General features: G+C 46.6%; 26 protein-coding genes. 11 read left to right on the top strand and 15 right to left on the bottom strand.

All coding sequences use genetic code 11. From position 1 onward, the window contains the following. Positions 1–168: 168 nt before the first annotated feature. A complete protein-coding gene (locus LU290_RS02540; RefSeq protein ID WP_277808999.1) occupies positions 169–3018 on the bottom strand; it encodes a valine--tRNA ligase in 2850 nt (949 codons plus the stop codon). A 122-nt stretch (positions 3019–3140) separates the two neighbouring features. Here LU290_RS02540 and LU290_RS02535 point away from each other — a divergent pair, with 122 nt between their 5' ends. Both LU290_RS02535 and LU290_RS02530 read left to right on the top strand, forming a co-directional pair. Further along, positions 3141–3665, top strand: a complete 525-nt coding sequence (locus tag LU290_RS02535) for a hypothetical protein (RefSeq protein ID WP_277808998.1) — start codon at positions 3141–3143, stop codon at positions 3663–3665. A gap of 54 nt (positions 3666–3719) precedes the next feature. Next, positions 3720–4598: a pirin family protein gene (locus LU290_RS02530; protein ID WP_277808997.1), complete on the top strand. Its 879-nt coding sequence runs from the start codon at positions 3720–3722 to the stop codon at positions 4596–4598. Between the two features lie 85 nt (positions 4599–4683). Here the strand turns inward: LU290_RS02530 and LU290_RS02525 are convergent, their stop codons facing one another. The 5 genes from LU290_RS02525 to LU290_RS02505 form a co-directional block, all read right to left on the bottom strand. Further along, entirely contained in the window at positions 4684–5127 is a 444-nt protein-coding gene (locus tag LU290_RS02525) for a YbjQ family protein (RefSeq protein ID WP_277808996.1), read from the bottom strand. Positions 5128–5137: 10 nt separating this feature from the next. Beyond that, positions 5138–5494, bottom strand: coding sequence for a YbjQ family protein (locus LU290_RS02520; protein WP_277808995.1), 357 nt, complete (start codon positions 5492–5494; stop codon positions 5138–5140). A gap of 97 nt (positions 5495–5591) precedes the next feature. Then, a complete protein-coding gene (locus LU290_RS02515; RefSeq protein WP_277808994.1) occupies positions 5592–6113 on the bottom strand; it encodes a UPF0149 family protein in 522 nt (173 codons plus the stop codon). Positions 6114–6363: 250 nt separating this feature from the next. Continuing rightward, positions 6364–6573 carry a PA3496 family putative envelope integrity protein gene (locus LU290_RS02510; protein WP_277808993.1) on the bottom strand — a complete coding sequence of 70 codons (210 nt, stop codon included), beginning with the start codon at positions 6571–6573 and terminating at the stop codon, positions 6364–6366. Positions 6574–6745: 172 nt separating this feature from the next. Continuing rightward, the gene (locus tag LU290_RS02505) at positions 6746–8017 is read right to left on the bottom strand and encodes a hypothetical protein (protein ID WP_277808992.1); all 1272 of its coding nucleotides are present in this window, start codon (positions 8015–8017) and stop codon (positions 6746–6748) included. A 394-nt stretch (positions 8018–8411) separates the two neighbouring features. Here LU290_RS02505 and serB point away from each other — a divergent pair, with 394 nt between their 5' ends. From serB to hemJ, 5 genes are all read left to right on the top strand, one after another. Then, a complete protein-coding gene (serB, locus tag LU290_RS02500; protein WP_277808991.1) occupies positions 8412–9518 on the top strand; it encodes a phosphoserine phosphatase SerB in 1107 nt (368 codons plus the stop codon). 104 nt (positions 9519–9622) lie between these two features. Continuing rightward, positions 9623–10123 carry a hypothetical protein gene (locus LU290_RS02495; protein ID WP_277808990.1) on the top strand — a complete coding sequence of 167 codons (501 nt, stop codon included), beginning with the start codon at positions 9623–9625 and terminating at the stop codon, positions 10121–10123. Positions 10124–10553: 430 nt separating this feature from the next. Further along, entirely contained in the window at positions 10554–11618 is a 1065-nt protein-coding gene (gene bioB / locus LU290_RS02490; RefSeq protein ID WP_277808989.1) for a biotin synthase BioB, read from the top strand. Positions 11619–11829: 211 nt separating this feature from the next. Beyond that, a complete protein-coding gene (locus LU290_RS02485; RefSeq protein WP_277808988.1) occupies positions 11830–13713 on the top strand; it encodes an autotransporter domain-containing protein in 1884 nt (627 codons plus the stop codon). An 86-nt stretch (positions 13714–13799) separates the two neighbouring features. Then, positions 13800–14231 carry a protoporphyrinogen oxidase HemJ gene (hemJ, locus tag LU290_RS02480; protein WP_277808987.1) on the top strand — a complete coding sequence of 144 codons (432 nt, stop codon included), beginning with the start codon at positions 13800–13802 and terminating at the stop codon, positions 14229–14231. A 42-nt stretch (positions 14232–14273) separates the two neighbouring features. Here hemJ and LU290_RS02475 read toward each other — a convergent pair whose 3' ends face one another. The 5 genes from LU290_RS02475 to LU290_RS02455 form a co-directional block, all read right to left on the bottom strand. Next, a complete protein-coding gene (locus LU290_RS02475; RefSeq protein ID WP_277808986.1) occupies positions 14274–14729 on the bottom strand; it encodes a hypothetical protein in 456 nt (151 codons plus the stop codon). Continuing rightward, positions 14726–15442 carry a ribonuclease PH gene (rph, locus tag LU290_RS02470; protein ID WP_277808985.1) on the bottom strand — a complete coding sequence of 239 codons (717 nt, stop codon included), beginning with the start codon at positions 15440–15442 and terminating at the stop codon, positions 14726–14728. The genes LU290_RS02475 and rph overlap by 4 nt, the downstream gene beginning before the upstream one ends. A 136-nt stretch (positions 15443–15578) precedes the next feature. After that, positions 15579–17288, bottom strand: a complete 1710-nt coding sequence (locus LU290_RS02465; protein ID WP_277808984.1) for an AMP-binding protein — start codon at positions 17286–17288, stop codon at positions 15579–15581. Between the two features lie 190 nt (positions 17289–17478). Then, positions 17479–18255, bottom strand: a complete 777-nt coding sequence (locus tag LU290_RS02460) for a sulfite exporter TauE/SafE family protein (protein WP_277808983.1) — start codon at positions 18253–18255, stop codon at positions 17479–17481. A gap of 44 nt (positions 18256–18299) precedes the next feature. Further along, the gene (locus tag LU290_RS02455) at positions 18300–19181 is read right to left on the bottom strand and encodes an AraC family transcriptional regulator (protein WP_277808982.1); all 882 of its coding nucleotides are present in this window, start codon (positions 19179–19181) and stop codon (positions 18300–18302) included. Between the two features lie 121 nt (positions 19182–19302). On the opposite strand from LU290_RS02455, the gene LU290_RS02450 reads away from it, so the two are divergent. Both LU290_RS02450 and LU290_RS02445 read left to right on the top strand, forming a co-directional pair. Next, positions 19303–19641: a carboxymuconolactone decarboxylase family protein gene (locus LU290_RS02450; protein WP_277808981.1), complete on the top strand. Its 339-nt coding sequence runs from the start codon at positions 19303–19305 to the stop codon at positions 19639–19641. Between the two features lie 9 nt (positions 19642–19650). Beyond that, positions 19651–20052 (top strand): rhodanese-like domain-containing protein, encoded by a 402-nt coding sequence (locus tag LU290_RS02445; RefSeq protein ID WP_277808980.1) that lies wholly within the window; start codon positions 19651–19653, stop codon positions 20050–20052. Between the two features lie 169 nt (positions 20053–20221). On the opposite strand, the gene LU290_RS02440 is transcribed toward LU290_RS02445, so the two are convergent. The 4 genes from LU290_RS02440 to LU290_RS02425 form a co-directional block, all read right to left on the bottom strand. Continuing rightward, positions 20222–20962, bottom strand: coding sequence for an SGNH/GDSL hydrolase family protein (locus LU290_RS02440; protein ID WP_277808979.1), 741 nt, complete (start codon positions 20960–20962; stop codon positions 20222–20224). Beyond that, a complete protein-coding gene (gene coaBC, locus LU290_RS02435; protein ID WP_277808978.1) occupies positions 20952–22178 on the bottom strand; it encodes a bifunctional phosphopantothenoylcysteine decarboxylase/phosphopantothenate--cysteine ligase CoaBC in 1227 nt (408 codons plus the stop codon). Before coaBC ends, LU290_RS02440 begins: the two co-directional genes overlap by 11 nt. A 77-nt stretch (positions 22179–22255) precedes the next feature. Then, entirely contained in the window at positions 22256–23134 is an 879-nt protein-coding gene (locus tag LU290_RS02430) for a DMT family transporter (RefSeq protein WP_277808977.1), read from the bottom strand. A gap of 97 nt (positions 23135–23231) precedes the next feature. Continuing rightward, a complete protein-coding gene (locus tag LU290_RS02425; protein ID WP_277808976.1) occupies positions 23232–23981 on the bottom strand; it encodes a TSUP family transporter in 750 nt (249 codons plus the stop codon). A gap of 131 nt (positions 23982–24112) precedes the next feature. Here LU290_RS02425 and LU290_RS02420 point away from each other — a divergent pair, with 131 nt between their 5' ends. Continuing rightward, positions 24113–24364 carry an antitoxin gene (locus LU290_RS02420; protein WP_277808975.1) on the top strand — a complete coding sequence of 84 codons (252 nt, stop codon included), beginning with the start codon at positions 24113–24115 and terminating at the stop codon, positions 24362–24364. Then, complete coding sequence (locus tag LU290_RS02415; RefSeq protein ID WP_277808974.1) at positions 24361–24753, top strand: type II toxin-antitoxin system VapC family toxin; 393 nt, start codon at positions 24361–24363, stop codon at positions 24751–24753. The genes LU290_RS02420 and LU290_RS02415 overlap by 4 nt, the downstream gene beginning before the upstream one ends. Positions 24754–24768 lie beyond the last annotated feature (15 nt).

The following is a 24768-nucleotide window of genomic DNA, read 5'->3' as shown; positions in this document are numbered from 1 at the left end:
CTTGTATTTCTTAGTAGTTTAAAAAAACGGATGCTTGTATGCGCATCCGTTTTTTTATATCGATCAAACTTAAAAATTGATCAAGTTTATGGATAAGATAAATTGCAACCACTATAAGCTTGATGTCAATTTTTATCAGTTTTCACATACCTAGGCAAACATCACAAATTAAAGAGCCTTTAACTCCGCAACATTCTCTTTAATTTTCCCAATCTGCCCTTCCAATTTCACCAATTTCGCTTTTTCAGCTTCAACAACCGCAGGTGGTGCTTTGGCGACAAAGCCTTCATTGGCAAGTTTGTTTGCGATTTGGTCGTATTGTTTGGTGAGTTTGTCCAGTTCTTTATTTAGACGAGCCAATTCCACCGCAGGGTCAATTAAGCCTTTCATCGGTACAAGCACCACCGCACTGCCCACCACGCTTGATGATGACAATGGAGCTTTTTCATCATTGCCCAAAAACGCCAAACTTTCTACTTTAGCAAGGGCTTTAAACAACGGCTCGATACGCTCAATTTGTCTCTTTTCATCGTCTGTGATGTTTTGCAAAAGCACAGGCAATAATTTGGCATTACCCAAATTCATTTCGCCACGAATATTTCGCACGGCCCCAATCAAGCCTTGTAACCACGCCATGTCATTTTCAGCTTGTTCGTTAATACGACTCTCGTTGGCGATTGGATAATTTGCCAGCATAATGCTTTCGCCACCACGACCAATCATTGGAGCGAGCGTCTGCCAAATCTCTTCGGTGATGAACGGCATGATTGGGTGTGTAAGTCTTAACGCCACTTCCATCACCGACAACAGCACATAACGCACCTGCGCCTTTCTTTCATCACTGACATTGGGGTCATTTAATACAGGTTTGGTGAGTTCCACATACCAATCGCAATATTCATTCCAAATAAAATCATAAATTGCAGCACTTGCCAAGTCCAAACGATAAGTTTCAAACGCAAGATTCACCGCTTGTTCAGCTTTTTGCAAACGGCTAATAATCCATTGCTCTGGCAATTCCCAAAGCTCAGGGCGTGCCTCGGCGTGAATTGCTTTACCATCAACATTCATCAAAACAAATCTTGTGGCGTTCCAGATTTTATTACAAAAATTACGATAACCTTCCACGCGTTTTAGGTCAAATTTAATATCACGACCCGTACTTGCCAAGGCACAGAAAGTAAATCTTAAAGCGTCCGTACCATAAGCATTGATGCCGTCGGCAAATTCTTTACGAGTGGCTTTTTCAATTTTCGCTGCGTCTTTTGGATTCATCAAGCCAGAAGTACGCTTGGCGACCAAACTTTCCAAGTCAATGCCGTCAATCAAATCCAATGGGTCTAGCACATTACCCTTAGATTTGGACATTTTTTGACCTTCGCCATCACGCACCAGACCGTGTACATAGACAGTTTTAAATGGCACTTGTGGCTTGCCGTTTTCGTCTTTGACAAAGTGCATGGTCATCATAATCATACGGGCAACCCAGAAGAAAATGATGTCAAAGCCTGTTACCAGCACGCTCGTTGGGTGGAATTTTTGCAAGATTTCATTTTGAAAATCCAGCTCATCTTTGCCCGTCCAGCCCAGCGTTGAGAAAGTCCAAAGGGCTGATGAGAACCAAGTATCCAGCACATCGTCATCTTGGCGTAAGGCGGTGTCGCCCAGATTATGCTTTTGACGCACTTCGTCTTCACTGCGACCGACATAGACATTTCCCGCCTCGTCATACCACGCAGGAATGCGATGACCCCACCACAGCTGACGGCTGATACACCAATCTTGAATATCACGCATCCACGCCATGTACATATTGGTGTATTGCTCTGGAACAAATTTAATGCGTCCGTCTTGTACCGCTTGGATGGCAGGCTCGGCAAGTGGGGCGATTTTGACATACCATTGGTCGGTTAATAAAGGTTCAATCACTGTGCCAGAGCGATCGCCATAAGGACGTTTTAATTCGTGTGGTTCTACTTTTTCTAAAAAGCCGTGCGTTTCTAGGTCAGCAATGATGTTTTTACGAGCGTCAAAGCGGTCAAGCCCTTGATAAGCAGGCGGACAATTTTCGTTCATTGTGCCGTCAAGGTTCATCAAATTGATGATTTCAATGTCGTGGCGCTCACCGACTTCATAGTCATTAAAATCATGAGCAGGGGTAATTTTTACGCAACCTGTACCAAATTCTGGGTCGGGATAAGGGTCGGCAAGCACAGGAATGGTACGGTCGGTCAAAGGAACGTGAACCATTTTACCTACAATGTGCGTGTAGCGAGCGTCATCAGGGTGTACCGCCAAACAGCCGTCCGCCAAAATCGTCTCTGGGCGAGTGGTCGCAATGTGCATAAATTGACCGTCAAGGCTCACACCATTTGCATCTGTTTGACCTTTGACAAAAGGATAGCGCACATGATACATAAAGCCTTTTTCATCACGATTTTCTACTTCCAAATCGCTAATGGCGGTCAGCAATTTAGTATCCCAATTCACAAGGCGTTTTTTGCGATAAATCAGCCCCTCTTCGTGCAAGCGAACAAAGACTTCTTTGACCACATCGGACAAATCATCATCCATCGTAAATCGCTCACGAGACCAGTCCACGCTTGACCCCAAACGGCGAATTTGGCTTGTGATCGTACCGCCTGATTGAGCTTTCCACTCCCACACTTTTTCCAAGAATTTTTCACGCCCTAGGTCGTGGCGAGTGATGTTTTGTAGCCCAAGCTGTCGTTCTACCACCATTTGCGTGGCGATGCCTGCGTGGTCGGTGCCGGGTTGCCACAGCGTATTGTAGCCACGCATACGATGATAGCGGGTCAAAGCGTCCATAATGGCGTTGTTAAATCCATGCCCCATGTGCAGGGAGCCTGTAACATTCGGCGGTGGCAAGGCGATAGAGAAGGATTTGTCCTTGTCAAGGCTTGGCTTAAAAAAGCCTGAATTTTCCCAATGCTCATAAGTACCTGACTCAATCTGGGCAGGGTCATAGCTTGGAGAAAGGCGGTCTAAAATGCTCATTTAATTGCTCCGAATTTTTTTGAAATTTTTAAGAAAATGCCTTGTATTTTACCGTAAAATGGGGGTGTTGTGGGGGATTTTTTGTGTTAAAATGGCGGAAAAATCAAAATAAGAGCAAAATAATGAACATTGACCTAATTTTATCCAAAATTCCCAGTCAAAATCAACTAAGCCAGATTTTTAAGAATTTTGGCTTTAAAACTTGTGTATTTTTACAAGAAAATGATTGGGAAAGTTTAGAAAATGATAGTAGTGAGATTATTGTAAATTTTTCAAAAATACTGGATAAAAAATGGCTGTGTCATTTAGATATATTTATTGATAAACATATAGAAAATGAAAAATTGTTTTATTTTCAAATTTCCAAACAAATCGCACTTATTATACCTTGTGATGTCATTTGTTGTTATTATGATAATGAAATTATTAACAGCCCAATCAGCAATAATCCCTTTTATGATTTTGCTTATATTGACAATCATTGGTATTTGATTGATGATGCAAATGCCGATTATGCTAATGATGAATTAAAAGGTGGGGATATTAAAATTATTAAATCAATTGATAAGGAAATGGAATATTTTTTATTAAATAAATGCTATTTGAAAACAAATAGTAAGATTGACACACCGTTTATCCAACCTTGAAAATTTCCAATCAATCTCCATTTTATAATAAATTTAACCAATCAGAGAAATCTCATGAGCAATCAAAAACAAGTCGCTCACATTCACCCCGCTCCGCCAAAACATTGGGTGGGTGATGGTTTTTATGTCAGCAGTATGTTTAATTATAGCCAAACAGGGCGCAATCTCGACCCATTTTTGTTGATGGATTACGCCAGTCCGCAAGAATTTGCCCCCAATTTTGACCGCAACCTGCGTGGCGTCGGCGAGCATCCGCACCGTGGCTTTGAGACCGTTACCATCGCTTATCAAGGCGAGATTGAGCATAAAGACTCCTATGGCGGTGGCGGTGTGATTGGCACAGGCGGCGTGCAATGGATGACCGCAGGTAGTGGGCTGATGCACCAAGAATATCATTCAGAAAACTTTTCAAAAACAGGTGGAATGTTTGAAATGGTACAGCTTTGGGTCAATCTGCCTGCCAAGGACAAAATGACCGCCCCCAAGTACCAAGCCATTGATAGCAACGACATTCCTGTCGTGGATTTAAATGGCAACGGCATCGCACGCATCATCGCAGGCGACTTTGACGGCACGCACGGCACGGCAAGCACTTTTAGCCCCATTAACCTGTGGGACATTCGCCTAAATCCTGGCGGCGAATACAGCTTTACCATACCAGAAACGCACAATCTTTTGATATTGATTTTGGACGGTGTGGCCGTGGTCAATGATAACAAAACCGCCCGCCCAAATGAGCTTATTAGCTTTGAAAAAGGTGGCGATACGGTCAAACTCACCGCCAATGATGATGCTAAGATTTTGATTTTGTCAGGCGAGCCTTTGAACGAACCTGTCGTGGGCTACGGACCTTTTGTGATGAACACGATGGATGAGATCAATCAAGCAATCAGCGATGTGCGTGCAGGCAAATTTGGGCAAATCGTGCAATAGCTTTATGATCCAAAAAACTCCCAAAAATCAAACGGTTTTTGGGAGTTTTAAATATTTAAGTTTTTTTTAATAATAAAAGCCAAAGCTAGACAGCTGTGCCATATACCAGCACCTCAACACCGCCACCGTCCACGGTCGATGTCTCAATGCGCACGCCATAGATATGGATGCAGCCCAGCTCATTGGCTTGGCGTTTCATGCGCAAAACCGCCTCCCGCCTTGCCCGTTCAAGCAGGCTTTCATAGACGGTCAGATTTTTTCCAAAAAGACTCAAAAATCCAGCAAAAATCAGCTTAAACCCGTCTTGAGCAATCGACACACTCCCCAAAACCAGCGCCCCATCAGACTGTATGGCAGGCACATAAAAGCGTTCGTTTGAGATGCTGATGTGCGCAAAAAGCCTTTCTTCATCAGCCAGCCTTGCTAAGTGTCGGCGCTCATTCATTGTGCCAAAATACCAGCCCACGACGAACAACAGCACCGCAATGACGATCTGCAAGTTTCTTAAAATCAGATCAACGATGTCCATGATAAAGACCTCATTCAAAAGGTGTTAAGCTCTGTCCAAACGAAGCATGACTCTTGACCGCTTTGACCGCCGTGCCATAGACAAAAATCTCCGATGCGCCCGTGGTCACATTAGATGTAGAAAAGCGAATACCCACCACCGCATCTGCGCCCAGTGCCTGAGCCTTGGCGACCATGCGACCCAGCGCTTCTTGGCGAGCCTCTTCTAAAAGCTCTGTATAGGCCACCAGCTCACCGCCGACGATATTTTTTAGCCCTGCTAAAAAATCCTTACCCACATGCTTGGTGCGCACCGTGCTGCCATAGACGACATCCAGACGCTCAGTGATGGTGTGATTGGGCAAGTGTTCTAAATTTGATAACTGCATGATTTTCCTTATGTTTTTAATATTAAAAAAGCATTTTTGACAGTCATTGAGATAAAAAATGGGTCACAAGACCCATTTAGGCGCTTAAAAACAAGCATCAGTCGTCTGTGTGGAACAACAAAAACAGCTCTGTGATGTTATCTTCCAAAGCATTTGCCATCTGCGCCAAGGTCTCTTCATCTCGCATCTCGTCCATCTCAGGGTCAATGCCTGAGAGCATCACCATCGGCAAAGTCAGCATCGCCACATCTTCTTCGGTGTTCTCATCATCAAACCAATCGACATTCTCATCCGAGTACATCGCATCGACAAAGCCGATCGCCCATGCCGCCAAGTCACCCTCTTCACTAAAATCCTCCGCCTCTTCGCTGGCATCAAAAGGCAGTTCAATCGGCTCTTCGGCTTTGAGCGTGTCGTACAGCTCTTCTCGCCATGCGATCAGCGCTTCTTTAACCTCATCTGGCACTTGCTTATCCGCACCCTCAAAAAATGCCGACAGCCAGTTTGGTAAAGGTTTGCCCACCACCGTCGCTGTCAAAAACCCATGCGCAGCGATTGGGTCAAGCCCCAGCTGATTGGCATCAGACGACAAATACTCAAATAATGCTTGCTTGTTCATAATCTTCTCTCTTTGGTACATTTTGGTAGAAATTTAAATACTTTTTTAATAGCTTTGTGTGATCATTAGGTGCTGATATGGCTCAACATCAACATAAGTCAAACCATACAAGTCTTACATCTTATGTTTTAAATTCAATTTAAAAGCCATAAAATTCGGTCTTAACGCCAAAGCCATCAAAAAAAGGCTCGCACCGAACCGCCGACACAAGCCTTAATTTTAGGTCAAAAAGACCGAATGTCTGTTAGCATCAGTCGTCAAAATCATCATCGTCCAAATCAAACTCAGCAAAGTCATCCTCTTGTTCAAGGGCTTGTTCGAGTTTTTTTAGACGCTGCTGCTCTAGCAAAGCATCGATTTTTAGGCGCTTCTCCAAAGGTTTGGCTTTCGACTCGTCCGCCAGTTGCGCATCCGCATCTTCTTCAAAGCTGTCATCATCAAAATCGTCAATTTCGCTCATCATGACTCCTTATTATAAGATTCCAAGTTCTAAGATGTTAAGTTGCAAATGATCAAGGGTGGCTTGCTTTTTGCCAACCCTGCATGCCTTATATCCGTATTTTTGGCAAATGTCAAGTATTTTTACCGATTTTCACAATAAAATCACCGCAAAAAGCTCCAAAACGCCATCATCAGCTTTCCAACAAGACCTTATCTCGCACGCTACGCAGTCTTTCGGCAGTGGCTCGGGTGACGCCCGCTAGGCTGCAAGTCTCACGCTCTTGGATGGAAGTCGGATCATCAAGGCGAGCTAGCTCAGCATAGATTTTGACTTCATCTTGGGCGCTTTCATCAAGCAAAATGAGCGGTGCTTCACGGCGGCGCTTGGTCAAATCCAGCACGGTAGCGGCGTCATCGGCATGGCTTGCGGTGGTGCGAATCTGCCACGCCACACGCTTGATCTCACGGTGTTTATCGTACACGACTTGATTGAGCATAAGCATGAGCTTAGACAAGAACACAGCAGCGGTGGCGACTTTGGCAGGTGCATCGCCATGCAAGGCGACTTTTGCCCCTTTCTCGTCATAATATTTCACCACTTCTGCCGTCACACCTGTTAATAACGGTAGCGCCAGCAGGTGCAGCAGCGCCTTATCAAGCAGCTGATCGCACAGCGCAAAGTAAGCTGCTTTATTGTCATGACTGACGGTGGCTAGCAGGTGATTTGGGTCTTCAAACAGCATTTGCACCACATAGCCAGACTCATCAGAGACGGGCTTATCAGCAGTGTGGGTGGTCGGTTTTGCTTGTACATTTAAGATCGATGCCACCGATGGTGCATGCACTTGGGTGATAAACTCTTCTTCCGCCGAAGCTTTATTTGCCACAGCATCATCAGACTCCGTTGGTGTTACGACCTGCTGCACCAGACCCTTATCCAAAAGCTCCATGCGCACTTTTTGACTGATGGCTTCGTGCATTTGGCGCGTGGGGCGTGCCAAATAGCCATACAGCAGCCACAAAATCGCATGCAGACCCGCCGACCCTAGCAAAAACAGCCAATGCTGAGAGATGATCTGAGCACGACTCACCGCACCCGTTTTCACCACCACACTGCCCAGCGCATTACTGCCTGAGACCACCGACTCTTTGAGCGAAAGCCCACTGGCATTCTGCGTACCCACAGGCACAAGCAGTGCATCTTTGGCGTCGTACACCCCCACAAAAGCAAGCTCTTCTTCTTTGGCGTATTTATCCGCAATTACGCTCATGCTGATGCGATCACCAGTAGCCAGCGGCACTTTTAACGCCTGAGCCAGCTCCGTCACCGCCAAAGTCGCCATCGCACGCTGACGCTCTTTGCTCTCACGCTCTTCGGACAGCACAAAAAACAGCGTATGCAAGCACAAACTGACCAAAATAATGACGGCAAACAGCCCCTGTCGTGGCGCTAAAAAAGTCATAAGACGAACCAAAAGTAATAGAAATGAAAAATCAGATAAACGAATGTTAAAACGCTTATTTTACCATGCTTTGACGGCAAATTTAACGGATTTTTTATGCAAAATTGTTGAAATTTCCCAATTTTTTCTAAATTTGCAAATTTTTGACGCTTTTTGCCCCAGTTTTCATCATTCTTAGGCTCGATTGACCGCCCCGATTTGCAGATGACGGGGCAAATTTGAGATTTTTTTTTGGAAATGTGCTTGTATTTTGATGAAGTTTTGGGCATGATAAGACCCAGAAAGACTCGGTTTGATGGTTGCCAACATCAAATCTGGCAAACCATCAATCCAAATAACTTAATTTTACAACAATAGCACCCATTTAAGCGAGCAAAACGGAAAATACAGCACCATGACCACATACACATACGCCCTTCCAAAAAATTCCCAAGCTTGGCAAAACGCCCTAGCCGCCACCGCCGACATTCTGCCACCCACAATGTTCAGTGATGATACGCCAGTCGATACTTTGCCGGTATTTGCCATCGTTGTCGTCGCCAAAAGACCGCACCATGATGTCGATGCGCTCATGCAAGCGTGGGCAGACACCCAAGCCAACTGGCAAGCCATCGAAGTGCTGGATGATGAGACCGCCAAACAAAACGCCCATCTCATTCATTCGCCCACCCCACTGGCTGATGTGTCAATTCACCGCTATCTGCTCGCTCCGACCAGACCCACCCAGATGAGTGATGCCAAGCGAGAGGCGGCTGCACACATCATCGATAAGCAGATCACTCGTTATTTTCATGACAAGCTGGGCAATGATGCCGATGTGCACATCTTATCCATCGGGCAAATGCTACACAGACATCGACTCGCGTGCTTTGACATGGACTCTACTTTGATCGAGCAAGAGGTCATCGTCGAGCTTGCCAAATACTGCGGCATTGAGGATAAAGTCGCCGAGATCACTGAGCAGGCGATGCGTGGCGAGATCGACTTCGCCACAAGCTTTGCTCGCCGTGTGGCACTGCTAGAAGATGTGGAGGCGTCGGTCATCGATGAAATCATCGCCAAGCACCTGACATTCAGCGCAGGCGCACACGCCACGATCGCCGCCCTTAAAGCCATCGGCTATCGCACGGTGCTTATTTCTGGTGGTTTTACGCCATTTGCTCGTCATGTCGCAGAAAGCTTAGGCATGGACGAGTATCACGCCAACGCCCTATCTGTGCTTGATGGTCAGCTGACAGGACAGGTGGATAACGACATCATCGATGGCGACAAAAAAGCCGCCATCACTGGCAAGGTCGCCACTAAGATGTCACTTGGCATGCACCGTGTGGTTTGTGTGGGCGACGGTGCCAATGACCTACCGATGATGGCAGTGGCGGATGTGGGTGTTGCCTACCACGCCAAACCCATCGTCAAAGCCAAAGCCGATGCCGCCGTGAACATCACAGGACTTGAAGGCGTGCTGTATGCTTTAGGTCATCGCTTGGACCCACAAAACTAAGCACTTGCACACAGACTCTGTAATGACCAGATACAAAAATACCGCACTTCTTGACGGTGTTTTTGGTAGAATGTTGACAAATTCACCCACAAAACGGAATACTCATGTTCACATTACCCATCTTAGATGTCAAAGCCGATGCGCTTGATGCCTTGCTTGCCGCACTTGGCTTTCGCTTACAATCACTGAGCAAAAGCCGCAACAATGATGCACTAAACGGTCTGATTGACGGAAAAAATGTCGCCATCGGCTTTAAAAGCCCGACCGCTGAGCGTTATTATGAATTTCGTGACGGCACTTTTAGTCATACGCTTGGTAGCTTGGCGGATGCGGACTTGACCATCGAATTTAAAGACTCTTTGGCAGGTGCTAAGCTTTTGACCAAAGGCGACATTGCTGCTTTGATGACTGCCATCCAAGACGGTGAGGTTACTATCACAGGTGACTATAAGCTTGTGCTTTGGTTTGCAGGCGTTGCCAAGCACGCCACCAAGATTCCAGAGGAATACCAAGGCTACATCGACACCGCCAAGCCGTACATTGCGCAGGTCAAGCCTTATGCCGAGCAAGCTTTGACCGCCATCAAATCCAAACTGGGCAAATAAGTAGCAAACTCAGCAAATCAGCAGTTTGTTAGATCAAAACTTGGCAAATAGCCATTCCCAAACTTAACCGAACTTAAAAAGCCGCACAATTTTGGCGCATACAGGCAATTTTGGCGTCTTGTGAGGATTTTAAGTTCGGTGGCTTTATTATGCAATTATATTCCAAAAATAAAAACAATAAGCTTAAACAAAATACCAAGTCATGATAAGCGCATAACCCATCAAATCAATCATTCAAATTTCTTTACCGCCTCCTTTTTTCATTTAGCATCGCATTTTCATTTAGCATCGCAAAACCCAATCACCAAAAAGATGGGTTGTATTCTTTCATCAATATTTGCTAAAATAAGAACGACTGTTTACTATAATTTATTATAATGGCAGAGTGTCGCATGATACAAACGCACACTCTGCTTGTCAGGGAATTATCATGAATCACTCAACACCGCCTTCTGATGGCGCTGATAGCAAATACAGCAAAGAAGACATCGCCCGACTTTTTGATTTACCGCTCATGGATTTGCTCATGCAGGCGCAAAGCGTTCATCGCCAGCACTTCCCCGCCAACGAAGTGCAAATCTCCACACTGCTATCCATCAAAACAGGCAACTGCCCAGAGGACTGCGGCTATTGCAGCCAGTCGGGTCATCACAAAGACAAAGTGGGTCTGACTCCCGAAAAACTCATCGCCATCGAAAAAGTGGTGAGTGAGGCTCGCCGAGCCAAAGCCAACGGCTCATCAAGATTTTGTATGGGGGCGGCATGGAAACACCCTCACGATAAAGATTTGCCATATTTGACGGCATTGATTAGCGAGGTCAAAGCGCTTGGCATGGAGACTTGCATGACACTAGGTATGCTCTCGCCCCATCAGGCGCAGACTCTGGCGGAAGCAGGGCTGGATTATTATAACCACAACCTCGACACCTCTCGCAATTATTATGATCAAGTGACAAGCACACGCAGCTACGATGATCGCTTGCAGACGCTGGATCATGTTCGTCAAGCAGGCATCAATGTCTGCTCAGGCGCCATCGTTGGCATGGGTGAGAGTCGTGAAGATCGTGTGGATTGGATTTTTGAGCTGACGCAGATGCCAATCCCACCACAGTCCATTCCTGTCAATCTGCTCGTACCAATCAAAGGCACACCGCTTGGCGATAAGGTTTTGAGTGAAGGCAAGCTACCCACCATCGAGTGGATCAGAACGATCGCCGTGACTCGCATTTGCTGTCCGACCAGCGTCGTACGGCTGTCGGCAGGGCGTGAAAGTCTGACCGATGGCGAGCAGGCACTGGCGTTCATGGCGGGGGCAAATTCGTTTTTCTATGGCGACAAGCTTTTGACCACCACCAACGCCTCGACAAGCAGCGATGATCACTTGATGCGACAGCTGGGGCTGACCGCCAAAGCTGCCAAACCAAAAATCATCAACGCCATGACTGGCAAAGGCGAGTTTGACGATTTGCCTGCGCACTGTCCACTGTCGGCTTAGATCTTATGTTGTTGATTTAGATGTTGATTTAGATAGCGCCGAATTTATCAGCATTCAAGCTGATGTAGATTAAGGCAAATTTTACCAAAATCTGCCAAACCAAAGCTTTAAGCTTGCCAAGCCACTTAGCATGGATGATGAAAAAAGCAAGATATTTAAAGCCTTGCGACATTTTCCATTTTTTATTTATTTTTAAGTTAAAGGACTAGCCATGAAAAAGCCGTCATTATTTCGATTATCCACCGTCACGCTTGCTTTAAGCGCCGCCCTAGCCAGCACCGCCGCTCACGCCCAATTTAGCCAAATGGTAGTCTTTGGCGACAGCCTTAGTGATACAGGGCGATTAAAGGGCATGGTCAATGACATCAGCGCTGACCTCGGTGCACACTTACAGCCTTCTTTTAGTACCAATCCTGACCCTGTGTGGGCGCAGATTTTGGCAAATTCCTACAAACTCTCCGCCAATCCCAACACCACCACCGACCTTACAGGCACAAACTATGCCGTAGGTGGCGCTCGCTCAGGGTCAGAAGTTGATTGGAATGGCTTTATCACCGTACCTTCCACCAAAACACAGATTGCCACCCATCTTGCCCAAAATGGTGGGCAAATCGATCCTAATGCCCTGTACGCCATTTGGATCGGCTCAAACGACCTCATCGCCGCCGCCCAAACATCAGATTTAAGTGCCGCTCAGCAGTCCATCAGCGGTGCAGTGGCTCGCACAGTGGCAGATATCGAGACGCTCAATCGGCTGGGCGCAAGTACCATTTTAGTACCTAATGTGCCTGATTTGAGCCTGACGCCACGAGCCATCTATGGCGAACGCTTGCAGCCAGGTGTGGCAGCGCAAGCAAGATTGGCATCTGGTCTTTATAACAATGCTTTATTTACCGCATTGAATCAAAGCACCGCCAATGTCGTTCCTGCCAACACCTTTGCTCTACTACAAGAGGCGGTGGCTGACAAAGAATCTTTTGGCTTTAAAAACACAAAAGGCGTGGCGTGTCAAATGCCCGCTCGCACCAGTGGCGCCGATGATGTGGCATCTACCTCGCTTGCCTGCACACCTGCCAATCTGGTGGAGACTGACGCAAATGAAACCTATGCTTTTGCTGATGACATTCACCCCTCAGGGCGTACGCACCGCATCTTGGCTCAGTATTATCGCTCACTCATCGACAGCCCAACCCAGATGGCAAGCGTGACACACGCCCTAGCCCAAAGCGGCATAGCCAGCAAACAAAATCTCTATCGCCGCCTTATGACCAATGACAGCTCCTCGCATTCACTGTGGCTAGATGGCGCCATCAGTAATGCAAGCACGCATGGCGGTAAGCTTGACAAGCCCAATGTCACGCTTGGCTTTGATGCTGCAAATGTCATCAGCCAAGACAGCCGCACAGGGGCATACCTTAGCCATCAAAAACAAAACCACGACCTCAGCCACACCATCACCGCCGACAGCCAGCATACAGGCGTGGGGCTGTATCATCAGCAGGACTTTGGGCGTATTCGGGTTCATGCAGACATCGGTGTCGATAAGATTTGGCTGGACACGCATCGTGAAGTCTCTTGGGAGGGCGCACCTCGCATTCATGACGGCAAGGCACATGGTCGTCGCCACCATGCAGGCTTACAGCTAAGCTACCGTGTGCCACTTGGCAAGGCGACCGTCCGCCCGCACATCGGCATGCACCTACAAACGGTGCAAGTCAAGCTTTTCGCCGAAGACAATGCCAATCTATCCACCGCCTTGCAGTACACTCTACCCACCCAAAAGTCTCGCCAAGGCAGTATCGGCATGGATGTGACATACCCTATCAGCACCAAGCTTGATGTGCAAGCAAGGCTTGGTCATTGGCACGAATTTAATGACGAAGCGCTGAATGTCGATGCCAAGCTGACTTCTATCAGCGAGTATCATCGAAGCTACACGCTGCCTGTTGCCCGCACTGATGCAAACAGCACTTACGCACATTTTGGCGCTAAGGCAAATCTTGGACGCACTGATGCCAGCGCAGGACTGATGGCAACCCATGCAAATGGCGATACCGAGCTTGGTGGTTATGTGGGTTTGCAGATGAAATTTTGATTGAAAATTGATTGAAAATTGATTGAAAATTTGTCAAATCAGCCAAATAAAAAAGATGGTATAATACACCATCTTTTTTATGGGGAATGTGCGTGTTTTTATATTTCAAAGCTTTTCACATCATTGCGATGGTCTGTTGGTTTGCGGCGATTTTTTATTTGCCACGCCTGTTCGTCTATCATGCGATGAGCGGTGACGCTGTCAGCCAAGAGCGATTTGTCGTCATGGAGCGCAAGCTCTATCGTGGCATCATGACCCCTGCGATGGTGGCGACTTGGGCGTTTGGTCTTGCGATGGTGGTGAATAATTTTACCATTTATAAAACACAAGGCTGGCTACACGCCAAACTTTTGCTTGTGGTGGCTTTGACGATGTATCATTTCGCCTGCGGACATTTTCGCAAACAGCTCATCAACAACCCCACCTACAAGACGCACACCTACTGGCGATGGTTTAATGAAGTGCCAGTGTTTATCCTGATTGCAGTCGTGATTTTGGTGGTGGTCAAGCCGTTTTGATGGTTTGGTGTTTTGTCATTTTGTGACAGCTTAGCCGCTTAATCACCCACCCATCTTGATCTCTTTGGCTCGCTTGGCGATTTTTTGACCTTCAAGCACCGCTTTGGCGATCTCAATCTCACGCACATCCGTAAAGCCCGCAAAATGATGGCAAAGCCCTTTGTCAAAGACGCTTAAACGCTCACCATCGCTAGAAATCTTTGCGTCTTGGCTAAGAGATATTTGCACGCCATTGATGATCAAAAGACGATTCTTGATGATGAGCGTGCCTTGGGCGTGGTGCTTGTGGGTTTTGGCGGCGTGCTTTTTTTGATTAAAAAAATACATCAGCACCGCCCACACCGCCACCGCACCGATGGCATAAGGCACAGGCAAGGTAAAGCAAATCACCGCCACCACAAGTGCGCAGCCAAGCATGGCTATTGACCAGACGAACAGGCTGTCGCTACTTTTCCCCGCCAAGGTGATTTCCACCCCATCATCTAAGACTCTCATCACCAGCCCAATGCCTTTTGTTGCTCAGCAATCAGTGTGGCGATGCCTGCCTCTGCCAAATCCAGCATGGCATTCGCCTCAGCACGAGAAAATGGCGCCTCCTCAGCAGTGCCTTGAATCTCAATGAATCCGCCACTTTGCGTCATCACCACATTCAAATCTGTATCGCAAGTGGAATCCTCACTATAATCCAAATCCAAATACGCCTTGCCGTCTTTGATGCCGACCGACACCGCCGCCACCAGACCGATGAGCGGATCGGCCTTAAGCTTGCCGCTGCGTTGCCATTGTTCCAGTGCGTCCATCACCGCCACCGCCGCACCTGTGATGCTTGCCGTGCGAGTGCCGCCGTCCGCCTGAATGACATCACAATCGACATAAATGGTGTTTTCGCCAAGTTTTTTTAAATCAATCATCGCGCGCAATGAACGACCAATCAGACGCTGAATCTCTTGGGTGCGCCCAGATTGTTTGCCACGCACAGCCTCACGGTCGGTGCGAGTGCCTGTCGCACGGGGCAACATGCCATATTCGGCAGTAAGCCAGCCTTGGTTTTGACCTTTAAGCCAACGGGGCACGCCCGCCTCGATACTGGCAGTGCATAGCACTTTGGTGTCGCCAAAACACACCAGCACCGAGCCTTCGGCATGTTTAGTATAGTTGCGAGTGAATGAAATTTCACGAAGTTGGTTGGCTGAGCGACCGTCTATACGCATGGTAAAATCCTATATTAAAAATCTTGGAAAAATTAACCGCCATTGTATCAATTTCTCCGCCATAACACAAAATAAAAAACAAGCCTGTGATTGCAGACTTGTTTTTTTTAAGGATTATTGATCAGCTTAGGCTGAATTAAGCTGATTTTGATTTTTCAAGTTCACGCAGTTCTTTACGCAAAATCTTACCGACATTTGATTTTGGTAGCTCATCGATGAATTCGATAACCTTCGGACGCTTGTAGCCTGTCAGATGCTCTTTTGCCCATGTTTGTACTTCTTTTTCGGTAAGTGTCTCGTCTTTTTTGACGATAAAGACTTTCACCACCTCGCCACTATGCTCATCTGGCACGCCGATCACACCGCATTCTAATACTTTCGGATGAGCTGCGATGACTTCCTCCACTTCATTTGGATAGACATTAAAGCCTGAGACCAGCACCATGTCTTTTTTGCGATCGACGATTTTGATGTAGCCGTCCGCCTCCATGATGCCGATGTCGCCTGTGCGGAAGTAGCCATCTTTGGTGGTGACTTTCTCCGTCTCATCAGGGCGTTTCCAGTAGCCTTTCATCACCTGCGGACCTTTGGCACAAATCTCGCCCGGCTCGCCGATTGGCATTTGATTGCCTGCATCATCCAAAATCACAATGTCCGTGGCAGGCAGCGGAATGCCGATTTTGCCTGAGTAGCCAGCTGGTGGCGGTGTGACGGTCAAAACAGGTGAAGTCTCAGACAAGCCGTAGCCTTCGGTGATGTGTGAGCCTGTCAGCTCTTGCCACGCCTTAGCTGTGCTTGGTAAGACGCTCATACCGCCTGCTAGGCTGAATTTTAGGTTGCTGTGATCGATATTTTTAAAGCCTTCATGGTTGGTTAAGGCATTAAACAGCGTATTCACACCCATAAAAAATACTGGGCGGTATTTGGCGTGCTGTTTGGTCAAGTCGTCAAAATCACGAGCATTTGGAATGAGTAGTAAAGCAAAGCCATACTTCATCGCAAGCTGACTTACCATAAAACAAAAAATATGATACAAAGGCAGCGCCACCGTCATGTATTTGCCGTGCATCACCCCCTCAGGGAATGCCGTTTTGACAAAGTTACTCGCCTGCTCGACATTGGCAATGATGTTGCGGTGCGTCAGCATGGCGCCCTTTGCCACACCTGTGGTACCGCCCGTGTACTGCAAAACCGCCACATCATCAAGCGTGACCATTGGGCGTTTAAATTGATTGGCAGGCACACGGTTTAGCGCCTCTTTAAAGCTCACCGCCCCATCGATGTGGTAGCTTGGCACCATTTTTTTGACATGGCGCACCACCAGATTGACGATATGACCTTTTAAGCCAAGCATGTCGCCCACGCTTGCGATAACCACATGCCGCACCTTCCCCTTGTCTCGCACTTGCTCAAAGGTTTTGGCGAAGTTTTCAATGATGAACAGCACCTTCGTCTCACTATCAATAAGCTGATGTTCAAGCTCGTGCGAAGTGTACAGCGGATTGACATTCACCAGTGTATAGCCCGCTCGGATGACACCAAACATGGTGATGAGATACTGCGGTGTATTTGGCATCATGACTGCGACTTTATCGCCCTTTTCAAGCCCCAAAGACTGTAAATAGGCGGCAATTTTTAGACTTGCCTCATCAAGCTCGCCATAAGTCATCGACTTATCCATGAAAGTGGTGGCGGTGGCATGGCGATGATTGGCGATATTATCCTCAAAAACATCCGCCAGTGAATGGACATGCTCAGGAATGACATAATCGGTGCTGATGCCATATTTTTGATAGGTCTGATACCAAGGAAGGTCGCTGGTGATGGTAAATTCGGTGGCGCTCATAGTAATCTCCTTTTTAATCTTTACTTTTTAGCCCTTTTGCCCTAGTAATGAATGACGATGTTAAGGTCAAATCAAGATCGTCTTTAACCTCAATCAACCCAAATATAAGGTTTTTCTATAAAATACACCATTTTTATGAATTTGCCAATGAATTTTTATGGTTTTTTGTTTAATTTATTAAAATTTCAATCTACACCTGTTCGCCAGCCGACAACCAAAGCATGTCCACACCTTGATAGCCCACTTTCACGCCAAGGAGCAATAAAATCAGCAAAATCAGCAGGCGAAATTTGTCTTTGGGTAAAAAATTTCCCAGCCTTCCACCAATCACAATCCCCACCACCGACAGCACCGTCAGCCCCAATATCATCATCCATGTCTGGGCGGGTACTTCCAATAAAACTTCTTTTAAAACAATGGCTTGTACCAATTTATTGACAAAATAGCACAAATTACCAACCTTGATAATTGTATCCTTATCATCAGTCATTGAAAGTAGGTACATCAAAAGCACGGACGACATCGCATTGGTTGCCCCGCCGACCACGCCTGCCACAAAGCCAATCACCACAAGCGATGTGGTGGTATTGGGTAGGACGATTTTTTTACCCATCAGACTCGTGGTCGCATACCACAGCACCACCACCGCTAGGGCAAGCATGAGATAAGCAGAATTAACCACCAGAAGCAAATACGCCCCGAGCGCACTACCAAGAATGGACACCACAACGAGCGACCAATACTTTTTAAGATAAAAAGTGGCATTGTGCCACACACCGCCTGAGCCACCCACCCACGCAATCAGATTAAGCACCGCCGTTGGTACAAGCACCAGCACAATGGCAGAAGTCAGCCCATAGACCCCCGACAACGCCCCAATGGTGATGAGCGGAAAGCCCATACCTGTAATGCCGTGTAGTAGGCTTGCGATCAGAAATAGGGGAATGAGCCAAAGTTCAAATTTCATAAAAGTCCTTTTTGTTGCATGATTGTCAAAATCACCAAATGGCGTTAACCCCGATACCCACTTGGCGTGACGCCATACTGTTTTTTAAACGCACGGCTAAAATGCGTCTCCGAACCAAAACCCAACGACAACGCCACATAAAGCACAGAATGGTTGCTTTGTTTTAAAAGCATTGCCGATTTTTGTAGGCGGATTTTGTGCAAAAAAGCGTGGGGCGAGATGCCCAAATGCTGATTAAACAGGCGAATGAGTTGTGAGCGAGAAACATTGGCAAATTCTGCCATCTCATTGATATACCACGATTTTTCAGGGGCGGTCATGATTGCTTGAATCAGGGGCATTAAGCGGGGGTGTTGATAATTGGCAAGAAAACTATCGCTGGTGCGGGCAAAATATTGGCGTAAAATCAGCACAAACAGCATTAACGACAAGGCATTGACCGCCGTTTTGCTTGCCAAGGCAGGAGCCGTTGTCTCATGTTTTAACAGCGTGATAAGCGGGGCAAGGCTTGGCGTATCAAGGGCAACACTTATCACAGGCGGTAGGCTTGCCAAAAGCTCGCTGTGCGAATCATAATGAAAATGCAGACACAAAAGCTCGCACTCGCTCTCCCCTTGTCCGATTTTATTGACCACAAATCCGCCCTGCTCGCTTAGATTTGGCGTGGCGGATACAACGGACGATTGATTTGGCAAATTACTCAAAAGATGGGGGTGCATTTGAGCAAAAAAAGCAATATCCCCTTGTTTTAACAGGATATTTTTATCATCCAGCGTCAAATATGCTTTGCCCTTTAAGACAATATGAGCAACGGCTTGCCCTTGTTTGTGCGGATTTGGCAACGCCCACTCGCCACTTAATTGACAGTTGATATGCACGCCTGCATTTAGCTGAGCAAAGGTCAGAAGGCTGTCTAAAATGTCCATTGTGGTGTTAATTTGGCAACAATAACGCGATGATTATAAGGCATTTTGGAATTTTTTGATAGGTTTTACCCCCAAAAAATCTCTAAAATAACGCCATATCCTTAACTTTGGAGATAAAAAAATGTCCTTTACCGATTGGAAAGCCCTAAATGCCCACACCAAAGCATCCTTTGGCAAACTTGGCAAAACCCACCCAAAAATGCTTGAAGCCTACACCACGCTTGACAAGGCAGCCGCTGCCGAAGCCTTGGACGAAAAGACCCGTGAGCTGATTGCCATTGCAGTTGCCATCACCACTCGCTGTGAAAGCTGTATCAGCGTCCACGCTGAAAAAGCCCTAAAAGCAGGGGCAACCGAAAGCGAGATTGCAGGGGCATTGGCAACCGCCATTTCATTAAATGCAGGGGCGGCTTATGCCTATGCCTTGCGAGCGTTGGAAGCGGTGGAACAGCAACAATAAGGAATTTTTATGAAAAAACTATTATTCTTGCCCCTTGTGCTATGTTCGGTGGTGGCGTGCCAAGCAGGCAATTCTACCAATGACAAGGCACAAAACCAAACCAGCCAAGCCCAAAGCACACAAACCCAAGCCCCACAAACAAGCGATACCAAAGCCAAAGGCGTATGGATTGATGTTAGAAGTAGCGATGAATACAAGGCAGGGCATTTGACGGGAGCGGTGAACATTGTGCATACCGACATCGCCAATCAAATCGCAAGCGTTGCCCCAAACAAAGATGCGCCGATTCATCTGTATTGCCGTTCGGGTAGCCGTGCCAATGTTGCTCTACAAACTTTAAAAGAAATGGGCTATACCAATGTAACCAATCACGGTGGTTATGAGGATTTGGTAAAGCAGGGATTGAAATAGGGCTTTTGAAATAGGGCTTATCATTACCAAATGATAAACTTGATACGGATTTGTACAGGCGAATTGCCATTCGCCCCTACGGATTAATGGTGGATTTTGTCTCATTTTTAAGTTTAATGAATGTAAAATTTATGTTGGCATTATCATTCATTCTTTATGCCTTAATATTTTAGCACTCATTAGAATACAGTTTTGCCACGAACCCCACCAAAGTATCCGCCCACACTTGATAGGTCAGCTTGCTTGGGTGAAAGCCATCTTTGGCGAACATCGCTTGGTGGTCAAGTTTGACTTTATCAAATTCATCTTTGACATAATGCACGCCTTGATGGGCTTGGCAAATGTCTGCCAACATCGCACTAAGTGCCGCCGCTCGCCGTCCGATTAAGCCATTTAAGGGCATGGGCAAACTTGGGGCTAAGTGCATTGGGGGCAAACTCAAAAACAGAATGTGCGACACGCCAAATTTGCGTTTTAAAAGCGTGATGATGGCGTGCAGATTGTCCATCCACGCCTTATCGGAGCTGGCTTTGACGACATCATTGACCCCAATGCTGATAATCGCCACATCAAAGCGACACGCACCCATCGCATACAAACGGTAGAGTAAATCAAAACTGGTATGTCCGCTGGTGGCGTGTAGCTCGGCATTGACGCCCAAACCTTGCTCGGCAAGTCCTTTGCCAATCCGCCCAAGCGGAGCATCGTCTTGGCTATCCACGCCCACGCCCGCCCCTGCACTGTCGCCAAAAATCGCAAGCGACACCGCATTTTCCCCGCCAAACTGCCTTGTTCGCACGCCATCAGGCTCGGGCAATCTTAGGGTGGTTTTGGCGACCCTTTTGGCTTGGGCATAATAAATCGGAGCAAGCACAAAATCACGCTTGCGACTTAATAACTTAACCGCCATTTAATAACCTTGCCACACAATCCACCAAATTTTTAGCAATGTTATCCTTACTCATTTTGGCAAGTTTGACTTCATCAAGCCCATATTGTTCAGCAAAAAACACCGTCATCGCATTGTCATCAGAGCCAAAGCCAATCGTCTTATCCGAGACATCATTGACTGCAATCATATCCAAATTTTTGGCAACAAGTTTGCCTTTGGCATAATTTTCAATATCTTGGGTTTCGGCAGCAAAACCAACGGTCAAAAGGTGCGGATAAGTGGTGGAAATTGTCGCCAAGACATCAGGGTTTTTAACAAGGTGTAAGGTCAAGCCATCATTGTCAGCGGTTTTTTTGAGTTTTTGCGTGGCGATATTTTTGACCTTAAAATCTGCCACGGCAGCCGTAGCGATAAAAATATCCGCCTTTTCACACACTTGTAAACACGCCGTGAGCATCTCGTCCGCCGTGCCTATCGTGATTTTCTTTACCTCCAAAGGCGTAGGCAGATTGACCTTCGCCCCTGCCACGATGATGACTGTTGCCCCTGCGTTCACGCACGCTTTTGCCAGAGCATAGCCCATTTTGCCTGTGGAATGGTTGGAGAAATAGCGGACGGGGTCAATGGGTTCAAGCGTTGCCCCTGCGGTGATGACGACCGTTTTGCCCGCCAAAGTTTGGGCGGTGTTTTGAATGTTCAAAAATTGGCTAATTTGCTCGCACAAGGTTTCAGGCTCAGGCAACCGCCCCGACCCGACATCACCACACGCCTGCTCTCCGCTATCAGGCGGAACGATGATAAAGCCAAAACGGGCAAGTTTTGCCAAATTGTCCTGCACAATGGCGTTGCCCCACATCGCCTGATTCATCGCAGGAACAAGCATTATAGGGGCGGTGGTGACAAGAATGACATTGGTGACAAGGTTGTCCGCCAAGCCGTTCGCCAGCTTGCCAATGGTGTTGGCACTTGCAGGGGCAATCACGACCAAATCCGCCCATTTGGCAAGCTCAATATGCCCCATGCCTTTTTCGGCTTGTTCATTGAGTAAATCGGTGTGGACTTCGTTGCCCGTCAAGGCTTGGAGGGTCAAAGGCGTGATAAACTCACACGCCGAAGCGGTCATCATCACACGCACTTGGTGTCCGCTTTTAATCAGTAGGCGTGCCAAAATGGCGGATTTGTAGGCGGAAATCCCGCCGGTAATGGCAAGTAGGATATTTTTGGAGTGAGTCATTAGATGGGACTTAAAAATAAAGATAAAAGACACTTATTATAAGATAAAACCCATAAAATTGCTAATGATGGTCTGATTTATCGTTCTAAAGCATTGACCAAAGTCGCCCCCACAATCAGCCCCACGCCTATCATTTGCCATAATGATAAAGGCTGTTTTAATAAAATCACCGCCAAAATAATCGCCGTCAAAGGCTCAATGATGGTAAACACAGACGCAGTCGTGGCAGGCAATTTATGTAGCGCACTCATATACAAGAAAAACGGGGCAATCGTCCCCACCACGCTCAAGCCCAAAACAAACAACATGGCATAACTTGGCAAATTCAATAACTGCCCATAAGTGCCATAAGTCTGGGGTAATAAAAGTAGCGTGATTGCACTGATAAACACCGAGCTAAAAAAGACCAAATTGGACGGGTGGTGATATGCCATCGCTTTTTTACCCAAAATGCCATACAAAGAATAACAAAGTCCAGACAGCAAACCGACAATCACACCCATATTAAAAACCACTTTGCCTGCCATCAAAAAGCCCACGCCCACGACCGCCACCACGCCTAAAATGGCGGACTTTTTGGTGATGGGTTCGTTTAAAATCAGCCTTGCCAGCACTAGGCTGAACACAGGGGCGGTATAAAGCAGAGCCACCGCCATGCTCACGCCCACTTGACCCACCGCATAAAAATAGCACAAAGTCATGCCAAGCACGCCGATGAGCGACTGCAAGATGAGATTTATCCATTCAGGCGTGCTTAATTTTTTTAAAATTGGCAAAACAGCGGGTAATAATAACAATACCACCAGCCCTGCTGTGACAATGCGAAGGATGGTGACTTGAAAACTCTCAAAACCAAATGCCAATAATTTACTGGAAAAAATCCCCAAACTACCCCAGCAAACCCCTGCCAAGATGACTTGTAGCGAGCCGATAAGTATGTTGTTATTTTTTGTCATGTCAATCAATTTCCAAAATACCGCCAAAATTCATCGCCATTTTAGGCAAATTTGTTAGGCAAACACAGCTTAACAAAATAAGCCCACCAAAACAAACTTACCAAAACACATACCTTACCACCATCGCAAAGCACATGAGCACAATCACAGGGCGGATAAACTTAGCACCGCCTTTGATGACCATATTTGAACCCAGATACGCCCCAATCACCTGCCCAACAATCATCACCGCCCCAATCGCCCAGACCACTTGTCCGCCGATGATAAAAAAGATGAGGCTTGCGATGTTGGTGGCAAAATTCAGCAGTTTGGCGTTGCCTGTCGCCTTGACCAAATCCTGCCCACGCCCCACCACGCCTGACAGCGAAAAAAATGTCCCTGCGCCAGGTCCAAAATAACCATCATAAAAGCCAATGGCTGGCACGACGCCATTTTGCCATGCTTTGTCGGAGATTTTGGGCGGTTTTTGGTATTGCCCCAAATTGGGCGAAAACAGCGTATAAAGCCCCATCGCCCCCACGACAAAAGGAATGGCGATTTTTAAAAATTCAGGTGGGGAGAGTTGCACCAAAATCGTCCCCACTGCCGAGCCGATAAAGGCGAGAATGAGGGCGGTTTTGATGGTTTTGGGGTGAGCGATGCCTTTTTTGATCATTGTCAAACTTGCCGAAAGTGAGCCTGCTGAGCCTTGTAATTTATTGGTGGCAAGAGCTGCCACAGGATTCATGCCTGTCAAAAGTAGGGCAGGCACGGTCAAAAGTCCACCACCACCTGCCGCTGCGTCCACAAATCCTGCCAGCACCGCCACAAAAAATAAAATGCCGAGTAATTGAAAAGTAATTTCCATGAGATTTCCTTGTTGATTTTAGGGCGGTATTTTATAAAATTTTGGGGGTGTTTGTAAAATTGGCTTAGGTTGATTTTGGTAAAAATTGACGTATAATAGCTATAAAGTATAGCTATTTTTTGGAGTGTTCAATGAGCCAAACCGCCACCGCAAAACTGTTTTGGACAGGCAACAGCCAAGCCGTCCGCCTACCCAAAGCCTTTCGTTTTGAAGGCACAGAAGTCAAAATCAAAAAGCAAGGACGGCAGGTAATTATTGAGCCTGTTGTTAATAATTGGGATTTTGTCAAAGATTTAGAGCCCTTTGATGAGAGTATGGAGCGAGCCATTGCCGAATTGCGTAACGACCCAATCACCGAAAGAGATTGGAGTGCGTTTGAATGAGATATTTGCTTGACACCAACATTGTGATTGCTTTTCAAAAGCAAAACGCCAATTTATTAAACAAAATGTACCGCTATCCCATTGACAGTTTTGCCATTTCAAGCATTGTGCATTTTGAATTGGTGTTTGGGGCATGCAACAGCCAGCAAATGGAAAAAAATTTCAAAAAAATCAAAGAATTACCCTTTGAAATTTTGGATTTTAATCAAAATGATGGCTTTTATGCAGGGCAAATTCGCTCCGATTTAAAAGCCAAAGGCACGCCCATCGGAGCTTATGACACATTGATTGCAGGACAAACCCTTGCCAATGATTTGATTTTAATTACTGACAATATTAAAGAATTTGAGCGAGTAGATGGCTTAAAATTTGAAAATTGGCTACGATAATTCTTTAAATTTACT

The sequence above is a fragment of the Moraxella nasibovis genome, assembly GCF_029581575.1.
Lineage (GTDB): Bacteria > Pseudomonadota > Gammaproteobacteria > Pseudomonadales > Moraxellaceae > Moraxella > Moraxella nasibovis.
Note: the sequence above shows the minus strand (reverse complement) of the source record. Positions and strands in the feature narration are given on the sequence as shown.

Excerpts from the sequence above, each read along its gene's own strand:
- LU290_RS02420 (WP_277808975.1), top strand. The coding sequence starts at position 24,113 with ATGAGCCAAACCGCCACCGCAAAACTGTTTTGGACAGGCAACAGCCAA.
- hemJ (WP_277808987.1), top strand. The coding sequence starts at position 13,800 with ATGTGCGTGTTTTTATATTTCAAAGCTTTTCACATCATTGCGATGGTC.
- LU290_RS02440 (WP_277808979.1), bottom strand. The coding sequence starts at position 20,962 with ATGGCGGTTAAGTTATTAAGTCGCAAGCGTGATTTTGTGCTTGCTCCG.
- LU290_RS02525 (WP_277808996.1), bottom strand. The coding sequence starts at position 5,127 with ATGGACATCGTTGATCTGATTTTAAGAAACTTGCAGATCGTCATTGCG.
- serB (WP_277808991.1), top strand. The coding sequence starts at position 8,412 with ATGACCACATACACATACGCCCTTCCAAAAAATTCCCAAGCTTGGCAA.
- LU290_RS02515 (WP_277808994.1), bottom strand. The coding sequence starts at position 6,113 with ATGAACAAGCAAGCATTATTTGAGTATTTGTCGTCTGATGCCAATCAG.
- LU290_RS02540 (WP_277808999.1), bottom strand. The coding sequence starts at position 3,018 with ATGAGCATTTTAGACCGCCTTTCTCCAAGCTATGACCCTGCCCAGATT.
- coaBC (WP_277808978.1), bottom strand. The coding sequence starts at position 22,178 with ATGACTCACTCCAAAAATATCCTACTTGCCATTACCGGCGGGATTTCC.
- LU290_RS02520 (WP_277808995.1), bottom strand. The coding sequence starts at position 5,494 with ATGCAGTTATCAAATTTAGAACACTTGCCCAATCACACCATCACTGAG.
- LU290_RS02510 (WP_277808993.1), bottom strand. The coding sequence starts at position 6,573 with ATGAGCGAAATTGACGATTTTGATGATGACAGCTTTGAAGAAGATGCG.
- LU290_RS02430 (WP_277808977.1), bottom strand. The coding sequence starts at position 23,134 with ATGACAAAAAATAACAACATACTTATCGGCTCGCTACAAGTCATCTTG.
- LU290_RS02450 (WP_277808981.1), top strand. The coding sequence starts at position 19,303 with ATGTCCTTTACCGATTGGAAAGCCCTAAATGCCCACACCAAAGCATCC.
- rph (WP_277808985.1), bottom strand. The coding sequence starts at position 15,442 with ATGCGTATAGACGGTCGCTCAGCCAACCAACTTCGTGAAATTTCATTC.
- LU290_RS02535 (WP_277808998.1), top strand. The coding sequence starts at position 3,141 with ATGAACATTGACCTAATTTTATCCAAAATTCCCAGTCAAAATCAACTA.
- LU290_RS02455 (WP_277808982.1), bottom strand. The coding sequence starts at position 19,181 with ATGGACATTTTAGACAGCCTTCTGACCTTTGCTCAGCTAAATGCAGGC.
- LU290_RS02460 (WP_277808983.1), bottom strand. The coding sequence starts at position 18,255 with ATGAAATTTGAACTTTGGCTCATTCCCCTATTTCTGATCGCAAGCCTA.
- LU290_RS02415 (WP_277808974.1), top strand. The coding sequence starts at position 24,361 with ATGAGATATTTGCTTGACACCAACATTGTGATTGCTTTTCAAAAGCAA.
- LU290_RS02445 (WP_277808980.1), top strand. The coding sequence starts at position 19,651 with ATGAAAAAACTATTATTCTTGCCCCTTGTGCTATGTTCGGTGGTGGCG.
- LU290_RS02425 (WP_277808976.1), bottom strand. The coding sequence starts at position 23,981 with ATGGAAATTACTTTTCAATTACTCGGCATTTTATTTTTTGTGGCGGTG.
- LU290_RS02495 (WP_277808990.1), top strand. The coding sequence starts at position 9,623 with ATGTTCACATTACCCATCTTAGATGTCAAAGCCGATGCGCTTGATGCC.
- LU290_RS02465 (WP_277808984.1), bottom strand. The coding sequence starts at position 17,288 with ATGAGCGCCACCGAATTTACCATCACCAGCGACCTTCCTTGGTATCAG.
- LU290_RS02530 (WP_277808997.1), top strand. The coding sequence starts at position 3,720 with ATGAGCAATCAAAAACAAGTCGCTCACATTCACCCCGCTCCGCCAAAA.
- bioB (WP_277808989.1), top strand. The coding sequence starts at position 10,554 with ATGAATCACTCAACACCGCCTTCTGATGGCGCTGATAGCAAATACAGC.
- LU290_RS02505 (WP_277808992.1), bottom strand. The coding sequence starts at position 8,017 with ATGACTTTTTTAGCGCCACGACAGGGGCTGTTTGCCGTCATTATTTTG.
- LU290_RS02485 (WP_277808988.1), top strand. The coding sequence starts at position 11,830 with ATGAAAAAGCCGTCATTATTTCGATTATCCACCGTCACGCTTGCTTTA.